This is a genomic window from Serratia sp. NA_13, assembly GCF_052691735.1.
Window position 1 is genome coordinate 49,980 of record NZ_JBQZFV010000018.1, and the last position, 14,274, is coordinate 64,253.

Here is a 14,274-nt window from a genome sequence, read left to right on the forward strand (position 1 = left end):
TTTGCCTCTAGTTGGAGGGTTTCAGATGGATGAGTTTAAACCGGAAGACGATCTCAGACCTGATAGCAGCGATCGTCGTCCTACACGTTCGCGTAAACCGGCTCCGGGACCGCGTTTTGCCGTTTCACGTCAGCATTTAATGATTGGTATCGGTATTTTGGTGCTGTTGTTGCTGATTGTCGGCATTGGTTCGGCGTTGAAGGCGCCAACCAAGCATGAGGCGGCACAGGAAAGCGCACAGAATGGTGCCGCCAAGGACATTAATCTGTCAGGTTCTTCGTCACTGACTGCCGGTAATACCGGTGTTCCGGGCGGAACCACGGATACCAATGACAATAACGGCGTGAGCAGCAGCTCGCAGCCGCAAACCGTCAGCGTCCCTCCGATCTCCAGCACCCCAACGGAAGCGCAACCGCAGCCAACGCAGGGCGGCGCGCAGCAGCGTGTCGATCTGCCGGGCAATATGTCGGATGCACTGTCAGCGCAGCAAGGTCAGGTTGATGCCGCTACGCAAGGCATGACAGGCCCAGCTTCGACGTTGCCAACGGCCCCGGCAACCCTGATGAACGGCGCTGCGGCGAAAGAAACCGTCCGTCCGGTTCAGGGCACTGCGCCACAGCAACATAAAACACCGGCGAAAACCGTCAGTAAACCGACGGCTACACAGCATAAATCGCCAACCACGGTGTATACGCCGGCGCCAGCCTCTTCCACTAAAGCGGGAGCAGCAAGTGCCAAAGTGGGAGCGGTTAGCGGCAGCGGCGGTTCGCTGCAGTCTGCCCCGGCAAGCCATTACACTCTGCAACTGAGCAGCGCTTCGCGTTCCGATACGCTGAACGCCTACGCCAAGCAGCAGAAATTACAGCATTATCTGGTGTACTCGACTAAACGTGACGGCAAACCCTGGTACGTGCTGGTGAGTGGCAACTATGCCTCTTCTGCGGAAGCCAAGCGTGCCATCGCGACGCTGCCGGCGGATGTTCAGGCGAAAAAACCCTGGGTCCGTCCTGTTGGCCAGGTTCAGCAGGATCTGAAAAAGTAACCCGATAGAATTCAAGCTGCATTCAGGCATTGAGGGGCGCACAAGCTGCGCCCCTGTTACTCAGGGCAGACAGAGTCGCCCATGACCGATGGCTGGAGTTGCCTGCGGACAGGCCGGATAACTGTGCGTGGCCAAAGGTGCTGCGGCTTGAAGGATGTTGGGTATCAATCACTTAAATTTGTGCGCTGATGTGCTGTCTTAAACAGAGTACAATCCGCCGCTCTGAATTGTATAATAAGTAGCTAATTGACGGCATGAAGAAAAACCGCGCTTTTTTAAAATGGGCTGGTGGAAAATACCCGCTGGTGGACGAGATCCGTCGTCACCTACCAGCAGGCGACTGCTTAATCGAGCCCTTCGTGGGTGCGGGTTCAGTCTTCCTGAACACGGAATACGACGCCTATATTCTCGCCGACATCAACAGCGATCTTATTAATCTGTATAACATCGTTAAACTGCGTACGGATGACTTCGTACGTGATGCCCGCTTCCTTTTCACCGATGAATTCAATAAGTCAGAACAGTTTTACCTGCTGCGCGAAGAGTTCAATACTAGTGCCGATCCCTATCGTCGCGCGTTGCTGTTTCTTTACCTGAACCGCCACTGCTATAACGGCCTGTGCCGCTATAACCTGCGTGGGGAGTTCAACGTGCCGTTTGGACGTTACAAAAAACCGTACTTCCCGGAGGACGAGCTATACTGGTTCGCTGAAAAATCCCGCAACGCTACTTTTGTCTGTGAGCATTACCGCGATACCATGGCAAAAGCCGGGCGTGGTACCGTGGTGTATTGCGATCCGCCGTATGCGCCATTATCGGCGACGGCGAATTTTACCGCCTACCACACCAACAGCTTTAGCATGGCCGACCAGCAAAGCCTGGCGCTGATGGCGCACCAGCTTTCGGTAGAAAGCCAGGTGCCGGTATTGATTTCCAACCATGATACCGAGCTGACGCGTGACTGGTACCAGCACGCCTCGCTGTTTGTTGTGAAAGCGCGCCGTACTATCAGCCGCAATATTCTTGGCCGTAGCAAAGTGAATGAGCTTTTAGCGCTGTATCGATAGGCTGTGACCCACCATTGTGTGTGAGCACCGCTGGCGGTCATTTGGACGCGCAGCAAGGCGCGAGTCGTGAGGTTTGGTGGGCCAAATAAGCGGCTCGTAACACAGGTGCGCGTCCAAATGGCCCCTGCCCTTTGGGTCTGCGACGGTGCCACGACCAATGGTGGGTTATAGCCTGCACCGGGTTACGCCCCGGTGTATAACAATTCGAACCCTACGTTTGGAGATAGCGGATGAAAAAATTTTTGATTGCCCCGTCCATTTTGTCAGCAGACTTTGCCCGCTTGGGTGAAGACACTGCCAACGTGTTGGCTGCAGGCGGCGACGTAGTGCATTTTGACGTAATGGATAACCACTACGTTCCCAATCTGACCATCGGGCCGATGGTTTGTCAGGCGCTGCGTAATTACGGCATCACCGCACCGATTGACGTTCACCTGATGGTGAAGCCGGTCGACCGCATTGTGCCGGATTTCGCTGCAGCGGGCGCTAGTTACATCTCTTTCCATCCGGAAGCCTCCGAACACGTCGATCGCACCATTCAGCTGATTAAAGAACACGGCTGTAAAGCCGGCCTGGTGTTCAATCCGGCAACGCCGTTGAGCTACCTCGATTACGTGATGGATAAAATCGACGTGATCCTGCTGATGTCGGTCAACCCTGGTTTTGGCGGTCAGTCGTTTATCCATGGCACTTTGGATAAGCTGCGTCAGGTACGCAAAATGATCGACGAAAGCGGTCGTGATATCCGACTGGAAGTAGATGGTGGCGTGAAGGTCGACAATATCGCCGAGATTGCTGCCGCGGGCGCAGACATGTTTGTCGCGGGTTCCGCCATCTTCAGCAAGCCGGATTATCGTCGGGTGATCGACGAAATGCGCAGCGAGTTGGCGAAGGTGACGCATGGCTGATTTCGGGGCGATCCGCGCTCTGGCCTTTGATCTCGATGGTACGCTGGTCGACAGCGCGCCGGGGTTGTCAGCCGCTATCGATTTGGCATTGGCGGAGATGCGCCTGCCACAGGCCGGTGAGGACCGGGTAGGCACCTGGATTGGCAACGGTGCCGACGTGCTGGTGCAGCGTGCGCTGCGCTGGGCCGAAGTGGAAGCCACGCCGGAACACTGCCAGCAGCTTCGTGAGCGCTTCGATCATTTCTATGTGCAAACCGTCGACAGCGGTAGCCGCCTGTTCCCACAGGTGAAAGGAACCCTGGCTCAACTGGCTGCGCAAAATTACCCGATGGCGCTGGTGACCAACAAGCCAACGCCGTTTGTCGCGCCGTTGCTGACCGCATTGGGGATTATTGATTACTTCTCGCTGATTATCGGCGGTGACGACGTGGTGGAAAAGAAACCGCACCCGGCGCCACTGTATCTGGTCCTCGGCAAGCTTGGCCTGCGAGCCAACGAGTTGCTGTTTGTCGGCGACTCCCGCAACGATATTCAGGCAGCGCAGGGGGCAGGTTGTCCAAGCGCCGCGCTGACCTACGGTTATAACTACGGCGAGGCGATTGCCCTGAGCCATCCCGACCGCGTGTTGGAACGCTTTGCCGATTTGTTGCCCGCTCTTGGGCTGTCATCTTTAGAGAATCAGGAAATTTAAACATGAGTAAGCCCATCGTATTTAGCGGCGCGCAGCCGTCCGGTGAACTGACCATTGGCAACTACATGGGTGCATTGCGTCAGTGGCTGCAGATGCAGGATGATTACGACTGTATCTTCTGCATCGTTGACCTGCATGCGATCACTGTACGTCAGGACGCAGAGAAATTGCGCAAAGCCACGCTGGATACGCTGGCGCTGTACCTGGCCTGTGGTATCGACCCGCAAAAAAGCACCATCTTCGTGCAGTCGCACGTACCGGAACACACCCAGCTGAGCTGGGTACTGAACTGCTACACCTATTTCGGTGAACTGAGCCGCATGACTCAGTTCAAAGACAAATCCACCCGTTATGCGGAGAACATCAACGCCGGCCTGTTCAGCTACCCGGTATTGATGGCGGCGGATATCTTGCTGTATCAAACCAACCAGGTGCCGGTCGGCGAAGACCAGAAACAACATCTGGAGTTGAGCCGTGACATCGGTCAGCGTTTCAACGCGCTGTACGGTGACGTGTTCAAAGTGCCCGAGCCGTTTATTCCCAAATCCGGCGCCCGTGTGATGTCGCTGCAAGAGCCGACCAAGAAGATGTCCAAGTCGGACGATAACCGTAATAACGTGATCGGCCTGCTGGAAGATCCGAAAGCGGTGGCTAAAAAGATCAAACGCGCGATGACTGACTCGGAAGAGCCACCAGTGGTGCGTTACGACGTGGCAAACAAGGCGGGGGTGTCCAACCTGTTGGATATTCTCTCAGGCGTGACCGGCAAGAGCATCCCACAGTTGGAAGCCGAGTTTGAGGGGCAGATGTACGGCCACCTGAAAGGCGCCGTCGCTGAAGCGGTATCCGGCATGCTGAGTGAGCTACAGGAGCGCTATCATCGTTTCCGCAATGACGAGGCCCTGCTGCAGCAAGTAATGCGTGATGGCGCTGCCAAGGCCCGTGCACGCGCTCAGGAAACGCTGGCGAAGGTTTACCAGGCAGTGGGCTTTGTTTCACCGCAGTGAGTCTCTGAGCAAAAAGAAAAGCGGCCACTGGCCGCTTCAGACTGATGACAAACCTCATTCCTGCCCAGAGCGAGTAGAGGCCGATAAACAAAAATCAGGAAAATCAATTTATTGATTTTCGGCTGCTCACCACAAAGCAGGAAAAACCACGCTTTTTCCTGCTTTGTCAGCAACCTAAAGCGGCCACTGGCCGCTTTTTTTACGTTGGTCTCAGGCCATTTGAGCCAGTGGTTGCGGAGGCTGCTGGCTGGAGAACCAGTTCAGCTTACTGCGCAGGCTGACTACGCTACCGACGATGATTAAACTTGGGCTGGCAGCCTGTAAGGCCAGCGTCCCCAGTTGGCTCAATTCACCTTCGATGACCCGCTGGCGGCAGGAAGTCCCATTTTCTACCAGCGCCGCCGGCGTAGCGGCAGCCATGCCGTGCGCGATCAGTTGGCGTTGGATCTCTGCCGCCTGCGTCAGGCCCATGTAAAACACTAGCGTTTGTTGCCCGGCGGCCAGCGTCGCCCAGTCCAACCCGCCGTCGCTCTTGGCGTGGCCGGTCACCAGTCGCACGCTCTGCGCATGGTCGCGATGGGTGAGGGGAATGCCGCTGTAGGCCGAACAGCCGGAGGCGGCGGTAATACCCGGTACTACCGAGAACGGGATGTTGGCATCGGTCAGGGTTTCCAGCTCTTCGCCACCACGGCCGAAAATAAACGGGTCACCGCCTTTCAGCCGGACTACGCGTTTGCCCCGTTGCGCTTGCTCCAGCAGGATGCGGTTGATCTGCTCCTGCGGTACGCAATGATGGCCGGCGCGCTTGCCGACGAAGATGCGTTCGGCATCACGGCGTACCAGTGTCATGACTTCATCAGACACCAGCCGGTCATAAACCACCACGTCAGCCTGCTGGATTTGCTGCAGGCCTTTCAGAGTCAGCAAACCGGCATCGCCCGGACCGGCACCCACCAGCACCACTTCGCCACATTCTTGCGGTTGATGGCTAAACAGTTGCTCAATTTGCCGCTCCGCCAGCGCTACGTCATTATTGGCCAGCGATTGTGCCAGCCGATCGTGGGCAAACAGCTTTTCCCAAAAACGGCGGCGTGAGCCGATGTCGCTGAAGTGCTTTTTCACCCGCTGACGCAACGAACCCCCCAGCTGTGCCAACTTGCCAAGATGTTGGGGCAGCACGGCCTCCAGCTTTTCACGCAGCAGTCGTGCCAGCACCGGGGCTTTGCCGCCGGAGGACACCGCGACCATGATCGGCGAGCGATCGATAATCGACGGCATGATAAAACTGGCGCGTTTCGGATCGTCGACCACGTTGCAAAATACCCGCTGCTGGTTGGCACACTGGTACACCAGCGCATTGACCTCGACCCGGTCGGTGGCGGCGATCACCAACCACTTTTCTGCCAGTAACTCTGTACTGAATTCACCTTCCGCCAGAGTGACCCGGCCAAGATCCGCCCATTCGTGGAACTGCGGGGTGAAGGCACAAGCGTTGACGGTCAGTGCCGCACCGGCGTCCAGCAGCAGGCGAGCCTTGCGCTCGGCAATCTCACCGCCACCGACCAGCAGGCAGGCTTTGTGTTGCAGTTGGCAGAAAATCGGCAGGTAATCCATCGGCACTCCTCGGGACAATCAGCAGTGGGGCGCAAGGCGCCCCGGAATATTATGCAGTCTGGCGCGCTGCGGCTTTCTCTGCCTGTGGCCGTTCGGCGCGCGGCGTGGCGTACCAATAACCCAGGCCCATCAGGACCGAACCGGACAGGATATTGCCCAGCGTCACCCACAGCAGATTATGGCCGATCCCACTCAGGGTATAGGCCTCACTGTGATTACCGAACCAGGACAGGGCGAACAGCGTCATGTTGGCGACGGAGTGTTCATAGCCGGAAGCGATAAAGGCCAGCAGGCACCACCAGATGGCGATGAATTTGGCGGCGCCCTCGACGCGAATGGCCATCCAAATTGCCAGGCAAACCAGCCAGTTACACAGCACGCCCTTGAAGAACAGCACTTCGGCCGGAGCAGTGGTTTTCGCCAGTGCCGCAGTATGTATCAGACTGGTGTCTACCGGCAGCAGGCTGCCGCCGCCGTAATAGTACATCAGTGCGACCAGCACCGATCCCAGCAGGTTACCCAACCAGGTTTGCGGCAGTACCGCCCACATCTGGCTGTGGCGAATGGTACCGGCTTTGACGCCCAGCGTCAGGAACATGGTGTGGCCGGTAAACAGTTCGGAACCGGCGATGATCACCAGCGTCAGCGCGATGCCGAAGGTGGCACCCATCACTAATGGCCGAAGGGAAGGATCGACCAGATTGCCAAGGGTGAAGATCAAAATGATGCCGAGGCCGACGTAGGCCCCGGCCATCGCCGAGCTGATCCAGAAGCCCAGCGGGCTGTCTTTCGACAGCCTGACGATGCGTGCCGCGTTGGCGGCGCATTTGTTGATGGTATCGGTGAACATGCTACTTCCCCTGAGGTTAAATAGAAAATATCAGGCCGCGACCTGCACCATGCCGTCCACAACCCGGCTGGTGAAATGCGCGACGCTGCGGCTGCCATCTTCCAGGCAGTAACCGTCGTGCAGGCGGAAATGCTGTTTTTTCAGCGGGCTGGCGACCCACAGTTCCCCCTGATGTTCGGCGATCAGGCCACGTGACAGCACGCTGGCCTGGGCGAAGGGATCGATATTGCTGATAGCAAACACCCGCTCGTCGGCATGGGGGCGGAATATCGCCACCTGCTGTGCGCCGATCAGAGCGCACACGCCGGTGCCTGGCAAGATATCAGTAACGGGGCAAAGGGTGATCCACTGGCTCATAGGTTGTTCTCCTCAGCTTCCAGCAGAGTGACGGGAATACGTTCATCCGGACGCGCCGGCCGATGCTGTTCGCGCTCGGCCACGACTTGTACGTTCGGATCGCGCAGGCTGCTGTTGATAAAGTGGGCGAAACGCACCTGGGCCTGAGGATCTTCGACGGCTTCTTTCCACTCGCAGATCACCGCCTCACGCAAGCGGGCGATTTCGGCTTCCAACTGATCGTTGATGCCCAGTTTGTCGTCAATGATCACTTTGCGCAGATAATCGATGCCGCCTTCCAGGCTTTCCAGCCACACCGAGGTGCGTTGCAGCTTATCGGCGGTACGGATGTAGAACATCATGAAACGGTCCAGATAGCGTTCCAGCGTAGCGCTGTCGAGATCCGCCGCCAGCAGGTCGGCGTGACGGGGCTTCATGCCGCCGTTACCGCACACGTACAGGTTCCAGCCGTTCTCGGTGGCGATAATGCCGACGTCCTTGCCCTGCGCTTCAGCGCATTCGCGGGTACAGCCGGAAACGCCGAACTTCATTTTGTGTGGCGTACGGATGCCTTTGTAGCGGTGTTCCAGTTTGACGCCAAACCCGACGCTGTCACCCACGCCAAAGCGACACCAGGTGCTGCCGACGCAGGTTTTCGACATGCGCAACGCCTTGGCGTAGGCGTGGCCGGTTTCAAAACTGGCGGCAATCAGCTTGCTCCAGATGGCCGGCAGGTCGTCTTTCTGCGCGCCGAACATGCCGATGCGCTGAGAACCGGTCATCTTGGTATACAGGTTGTATTCCTTGGCAATCTGGCCGACCGCCATCAGTCCGTCCGGCGTAATTTCACCGCCGGCGGAGCGTGGGATCACCGAGTAGGTGCCGTCTTTCTGGATATTGCCGAGGAAGTTGTCGTTGGTGTCCTGCAGCGGCGTGTGTTGCGGTTTGAGCACGAACTCATTCCAGCAGGAAGCCAGCAGCGAGCCGACGGTCGGTTTACAGACTTCGCAGCCGTAACCTTTGCCGTATTTGGCCAGCAGTGCGTCGAAGGACTTGATGCCTTCAACGCGGATCAGGTGGTACAACTCCTGGCGTGAATAGGTGAAGTGTTCGCATAGGTGATGGTTAACCTCGATGCCCTGTTTGCTCAGTTCGGCGTTCAACACCTGAGTGATCAGAGGAATACAGCCACCGCAGCCGGTACCGGCCTTGGTTTCTGATTTTATCGCCGCGACGGTGTGGCAACCCATCCCGACCGCCTTGATGATGTCGCCTTTGGTGACGTCGAAGCAGGAACAGATTTGCGCGGTTTCCGGCAATGAATCTACGCCGATGGCCGGTTTGCTGCCCGCATGCGCCGGCAGGATCAGGCCGTCCGGATTTTCCGGCAGTTCAATGGAGTTCAGCGCCAGTTGCAACAGGTTGCCGTAGTCGCTGGTGTCGCCGACCAGCACCGCGCCGAGCAGGGTTTTGTTGTCGGCGCTGACGATGATGCGCTTATAGACTTCTTTGCTTTCATCCAGATAAACGTAGCTGCGTGCGCCTTCAGTGCGACCGTGGGCATCGCCAATGCCGCCAACGTCTACGCCCAGTAGCTTCAGTTTGGCGCTCATGTCGGCGCCCTGGAAGGCATTTTCGCGGCCCAGCAGATGATCGGCCGTGACCTGCGCCATTTTATAGCCCGGCGCCACCAGGCCGAAGGTGCGTTCATGCCAGGAGGCACATTCGCCGATGGCGTAAACGTCCGGATCGGAGGTTTGACAACTGTCGTTAATCACGATGCCGCCACGGCGGGCGGTAGCCAGGCCACACTGGTGAGCCAGCTTGTCCTGAGCGCGGATGCCGGTGGAGAAGACGATAAAGTCCACTTCCAGCGCGGTGCCGTCGGCAAACTGCATGGTTTTGCGCGCCTGTTCACCGCCGTTGACGATTTCCTGGGTATTTTTACCGGTATGGACTTTGACGCCCATGCGTTCAATCTTGCGGCGCAGTTGATCGCCGCCCATCGGATCGAGCTGTTCGGCCATCAGTACCGGCGCAAACTCGATGACGTGAGTTTCAACACCGAGGCTTTTCAGCGCACCGGCGGCTTCCAGCCCCAGAAGGCCACCGCCGACCACCGCACCGCGTTTGCTGCGGCGGGCGCAGGCTTCGATAGCGTTCAGATCTTCAATGGTACGGTAGACGAAACAGTCCTGACTTTCGGCACCTTTAATCGGTGGGATCCACGGATAAGAGCCGGTAGCCATGATCAGCTTGTCGTAGTAGACGGTGCGGCCGGTATTGGAGTGAATGACTTTCTCGCTGCGGTTAATGGTGATGGCGCGTTCGCCGACCAAAACCTTCACGCCCTGCTTCTCGTAAAAGCCTTCACGTACCAGTGAAAGTTCTTCGGCGGTGTGGTGGGAGAAATAAGAAGAGAGGTGTACGCGATCGTAGGCGATGCGCGGTTCTTCGCAAAATACGGTGATGTCGAATTGGTCTTTGTCTGCTTTTTCCAACAGATCTTCGATAAACCGGTGGCCGACCATGCCATTGCCGATGACAGCGAGTTTGACTCTGCTCATTATTGCCTCAAAATTCTGGTTTCCTAGCGTTACCTTATTCCTCCCGGTGGGCGATTTATTGATGCAAATCAATCGCCCCTCCATATACCTCTAATGTGGTATATGAATGATTTTTATCGTTATTTGTTAAGTTGCGGTTTTTATTAATCTTTAGCTGAAACGAGCCAGTTAATGCGAATTCTACCCATTCGGGAGTAATGGGTGGGGGTAATAAATTCTTGGCGTCTTTGTCAGTCTGATCCGCTGCCAGTATGATGAATGAAACAGACTGGAACAGCAGAGGTGAAGGGTGGCCAAAAGTCCATTGAAGTTTATCGATAACCTGCGTCTGAGCGGGCATGAAGGGCTGTGGCAATTGGCCATTGAGCAGGGGCGCATCGCCCATATCGTGCCGCAGCCGGAAGGGCTGGAATGGCGCAATGATGTGCTGGATGCGCAGGGCGGGCTGGCGCTGCCGGCGTTTGTCGAACCGCATATCCATCTGGATACTACCCAGACCGCCGGGCAACCGGCCTGGAACCAGTCAGGCACCCTGTTTGAAGGCATTGAGCGCTGGGCAGAGCGCAAGGCGCTTCTGACCCACGAGGACGTCAAACAACGCGCCTGGCAGACGCTGAAATGGCAGATCGCCAACGGCGTGCAGTATGTGCGTACCCATGTTGACGTTTCCGACCCAACCCTGACCGCGCTACGTGCGATGCTGGAGGTGAAACAGGAAGTCGCCCCCTGGGTCACGCTGCAAATCGTCGCTTTTCCGCAGGAAGGCATTATGTCTTATCCCAACGGCGAGGCGCTGTTGGAAGAGGCGCTGCGGCTGGGGGCCGATGTGGTGGGAGCCATCCCGCACTTTGAGTTTACGCGTGAGTACGGCGTGGATTCGTTGCACAAGGCGTTCGCCCTGGCGCAGAAATACGATCGGCTGGTGGATGTTCACTGTGATGAGATAGACGACGAACAGTCGCGCTTTGTCGAAACCGTGGCGGCGTTGGCGCTTAAGCTGGATATGGGCGCCAAAGTCACCGCCAGCCACACCACGGCGATGCATTCCTACAATGGGGCTTACACTTCACGGTTGTTCCGCCTGTTGAAAATGTCCGGCATCAACTTTGTCGCCAACCCCTTGGTCAATATTCACCTGCAAGGTCGCTTCGACAGCTACCCGAAACGGCGCGGTATCACCCGGGTGAAGGAGATGCTGGAGGCGGATATCAACGTCTGCTTCGGCCATGATGATGTGTTCGATCCCTGGTATCCGCTGGGCACTGCCAACATGCTGCAGGTGCTGCATATGGGGCTGCACGTGTGCCAACTGATGGGATACGGCCAGATCGACGACGGGCTGAAACTGATCACCAGCTATAGTGCGCGCACTCTACATCTGACCGACTACGGCCTGACCGCGGGCAACAGTGCCAACCTGGTGATATTGCCGGCCGATAGCGGCTTTGATGCGCTGCGCCGACAGACGCCGGTGCGTTACTCGATACGTCAGGGCACGGTGATTGCCGAAACCCAGCCAGCAGAAACCACGCTGTATCTGGCGCAGGATGAGAAGGTGGATTTCCGGCGTTGAGGCAGAACTACCCTAATAAAAAAGGCGCCGGGGCGCCTTTTCAATATCACGTCATTGATGACAGATCAGTGGGTCACGTGACCGTGGCTGCGGTGCTTGGTGACGAAACCGAGCAGCAGGCACATCACGAATACCGCCAGATACAGGCCGTTAGCGGTAGTCAGCGCCGCGTGCGCGCCGCCTTTGGCTACGATCGGGCCGGTCACCACGAAGGTCAGCATGGTACCGATGGTGCCGCAGGTCAGGATGAAGTTAACCAGTTTCGGTGAGGAAACCTTGGTCTGCAGCGAGCCCAGCGTGATCAGCGTGGTGTAGATTGCGCTGGAAACGAAGCCCAGAGCCATAATGTAGTAGCCCAGATGTTCCGGATTGTCGGTGCTGACAAACAGGTACATCGCACCGGTCGCCAAAGCGGCCAGAACCGTGACGATGCGCTGCAAATCGAAGAAGCGCAGGATAAAGCTGAACACCCACATGCCGATCATGTACGAGGTCCAGAAATCGCTCACCAGCTTGCCGGCCTGGCTGATATCCATCCCGAACGACTTGGTGGCGTATTCCGGCACCCACTGAATGAAACCAAGTTGGCCGAGGATGTAGCACAGTGCGGCGATCGACAGGAACAGCACGCCGATACCCCATTTTTCTTTCACCACCGGCTGGCCAGCGTCGGCACCTTTGTTGCCCAAAACCGGGAACTCGGAGAACAGGGCCAGCACAAAAATACCTACATACAGCAGGCCGATGCAGGCGTACACCCAGTACCAGCCGATCTGACGTGCCAGCAGCATCGCGGCGACAATCGGGAAAATCATCCCGGCCATGCTGAAGAAGGAGTCAGTGAACAGCAGGCGCGAACCGCGTTGGCGGCCGGCATACATATGGGTGATCAGGAAGGTGCCTATCGACATGGTGATACCGCTGACCACGCCAAGGATAAACATGCACAACGAGAACATGGTCAGGCTTTTGCCGAGCATCAGTCCGGCAATAGCCAGTACCATCAGCACAAAGCCAAATATCAGTTGACGTTTCAGCGGGATAATTTCCATCAGCCAGGCATTGAGGAAGATCGAAATCAAAATACCGGCGTTAAGGAAGGTAAAGGTATTACTCATGCTGGAAACCGGCAGATTAAAGTACTCTGCAATGTTCCCCATCACCATCCCTGTGACGATAACTAAAGCACCGGTCAGCGCATAAGAAAAATAGCTGATCCAGGTAAGCCGTAGACGGTTGCTGTCATTCATTATATAGGCCTGATTATGTCTGTTAGGATTATTCCCGTCGCCTTTCAAACCGCAGCGTTGTTACCTGCACTAACTTACCCCACTCACTTACCTAAGTAAGCTCCTGGGGATGAGTGAGCTGGGTGCCTAGCTGCAATTTGAAATTCATAGGGTATAACGCTGGATTAAGGCCGCTGGCTTTTCCTGGCAAAAGCAGGAAAAGTCCCGATCAGGCCACCAGGGAGCGGATCCTAGCACAGACAACGGGAGTTTTTGTGATGCCTATCTACTTTTTGATGCAATCAATGAGAGGCGCTGAAATATTTTTGTGATCTATTTTCTCGCCGTCACGATCGAGTCGCGGCTGATAACGAGCGGCGCAAAGCTAACCGGTGACGTGGCTGGGTCAATCAGCAGGCGGGCGGCATATTGCGCCATTTCACTGATCGGGAAATGCACGCTGGTCAGCGCCGGGCGGACAAAGGGGGCGCGTTCACCGCTGTCGTAACAGATTAGCGAGATATCTTGCGGCACCCGCAGGCGGTGTTCGTTGACGGCCAGCAGTGCGCCGATGGCCATCTCTTCATTGCAGCAGTAGATGGCGGTGGGCAGGGTTTTCATTTTCAGCAGTTGATCGGCGCAGCGATAACCGCTCTCCAGATCGTAAAGCCCCTCGACGCAGGCGACCGGCTTGATATGCGCCGTCTGCATAGCCTGTTCAAAACCCTGCAGCCGCAAGAGACTGGAAGGGCGGTCGCGCGGGCCGCTGATGCAGGCAATGTACCGGTGGCCGGCATCAATCAATTGTTGTGTTGCCATGCGGCTGGCGCACTGGTGATCGAATGTGACGCAGTGCGCTTCCAGACCAGGCACCAGACGATCGAGCAGCACAAAGCGGCGTTGCTCTGCCGCCAGTTGGCGTAACTGGTCATCGCTGAGGAAACGGACGTGCAGGATCACGCCATCGCAGCGCAGATTGAACAGTCGTTGGATCGCCTGCCATTCGTTTTCCGCACTGTTACGCCCCTGGGTCACCAACAACTGCTTGCCGTGGGATTCGGCTTCGGTTTGCACGAAGTCCATCAGTGCGCCGAAGAAGCCGCCGCGATAGGAGGTAGTGACCAGCCCCAGGGTATTGCTGTGGCTGGAGGCCAGTGCGCGGGCGGCCGGATTGGGCGTGTAGCCAAGTTGGGCCACCGCCTTTTCAACCTTCTCACGGGTTTGCCCCTTAACGTTGGTATCGCCATTCACTACGCGTGACACGGTGGCGCGGGACACGCCCGCCAGGGCTGCGACATCTTCCAGTGTCACCATCATCCGACTCCTGATTACGACAAAAATGGGGCCGACGCAGCGGCCCCCGTATATTAGGTATAGCAATGTATCAGCA

12 protein-coding genes are annotated in these 14,274 nt (G+C 57.0%); 6 read left to right on the forward strand and 6 right to left on the reverse strand.

Annotation, left to right across the window (positions count from 1 at the left end):
- Positions 1–25 precede the first annotated feature (25 nt).
- The 5 genes from ACUTSU_RS20080 to trpS all read left to right on the forward strand — a co-directional run bounded on the left by ACUTSU_RS20080 (position 26) and on the right by trpS (position 4,715).
- Complete coding sequence (locus ACUTSU_RS20080; RefSeq protein ID WP_445654646.1) at positions 26–1,042, forward strand: SPOR domain-containing protein; 1,017 nt, start codon at positions 26–28, stop codon at positions 1,040–1,042.
- A gap of 254 nt (positions 1,043–1,296) precedes the next feature.
- Entirely contained in the window at positions 1,297–2,109 is an 813-nt protein-coding gene (gene dam / locus ACUTSU_RS20085; protein WP_445652777.1) for an adenine-specific DNA-methyltransferase, read from the forward strand.
- Between the two features lie 230 nt (positions 2,110–2,339).
- Complete coding sequence (rpe, locus tag ACUTSU_RS20090) at positions 2,340–3,017, forward strand: ribulose-phosphate 3-epimerase (protein ID WP_012147278.1); 678 nt, start codon at positions 2,340–2,342, stop codon at positions 3,015–3,017.
- On the forward strand, positions 3,010–3,708 hold the full coding sequence (locus ACUTSU_RS20095) for a phosphoglycolate phosphatase (RefSeq protein WP_445654647.1): 699 nt from the start codon (positions 3,010–3,012) through the stop codon (positions 3,706–3,708). Before rpe ends, ACUTSU_RS20095 begins: the two co-directional genes overlap by 8 nt.
- Before the next feature lie 2 nt (positions 3,709–3,710).
- Complete coding sequence (gene trpS, locus ACUTSU_RS20100) at positions 3,711–4,715, forward strand: tryptophan--tRNA ligase (RefSeq protein ID WP_445654648.1); 1,005 nt, start codon at positions 3,711–3,713, stop codon at positions 4,713–4,715.
- A 210-nt stretch (positions 4,716–4,925) separates the two neighbouring features.
- On the opposite strand, the gene cysG is transcribed toward trpS, so the two are convergent.
- Genes cysG through nirB form a run of 4 tightly spaced genes read right to left on the reverse strand, consistent with a single transcriptional unit; the run spans position 4,926 to position 10,082 of the window.
- Positions 4,926–6,329: a siroheme synthase CysG gene (gene cysG, locus ACUTSU_RS20105; RefSeq protein ID WP_445654649.1), complete on the reverse strand. Its 1,404-nt coding sequence runs from the start codon at positions 6,327–6,329 to the stop codon at positions 4,926–4,928.
- Between the two features lie 49 nt (positions 6,330–6,378).
- A complete protein-coding gene (nirC, locus tag ACUTSU_RS20110) occupies positions 6,379–7,179 on the reverse strand; it encodes a nitrite transporter NirC (RefSeq protein ID WP_445652848.1) in 801 nt (266 codons plus the stop codon).
- Between the two features lie 30 nt (positions 7,180–7,209).
- Positions 7,210–7,536, reverse strand: coding sequence for a nitrite reductase small subunit NirD (nirD, locus tag ACUTSU_RS20115; protein WP_445652849.1), 327 nt, complete (start codon positions 7,534–7,536; stop codon positions 7,210–7,212).
- The gene (nirB, locus tag ACUTSU_RS20120; protein ID WP_445654650.1) at positions 7,533–10,082 is read right to left on the reverse strand and encodes a nitrite reductase large subunit NirB; all 2,550 of its coding nucleotides are present in this window, start codon (positions 10,080–10,082) and stop codon (positions 7,533–7,535) included. The genes nirD and nirB overlap by 4 nt, the downstream gene beginning before the upstream one ends.
- Positions 10,083–10,386: 304 nt before the next feature.
- On the opposite strand from nirB, the gene ACUTSU_RS20125 reads away from it, so the two are divergent.
- Complete coding sequence (locus ACUTSU_RS20125; RefSeq protein WP_445654659.1) at positions 10,387–11,655, forward strand: cytosine deaminase; 1,269 nt, start codon at positions 10,387–10,389, stop codon at positions 11,653–11,655.
- A 65-nt stretch (positions 11,656–11,720) separates the two neighbouring features.
- On the opposite strand, the gene tsgA is transcribed toward ACUTSU_RS20125, so the two are convergent.
- On the reverse strand, positions 11,721–12,905 hold the full coding sequence (tsgA, locus tag ACUTSU_RS20130; protein WP_445652851.1) for an MFS transporter TsgA: 1,185 nt from the start codon (positions 12,903–12,905) through the stop codon (positions 11,721–11,723).
- Between the two features lie 312 nt (positions 12,906–13,217).
- A complete protein-coding gene (locus tag ACUTSU_RS20135) occupies positions 13,218–14,198 on the reverse strand; it encodes a LacI family DNA-binding transcriptional regulator (RefSeq protein ID WP_445652880.1) in 981 nt (326 codons plus the stop codon).
- Positions 14,199–14,274: the final 76 nt, after the last annotated feature.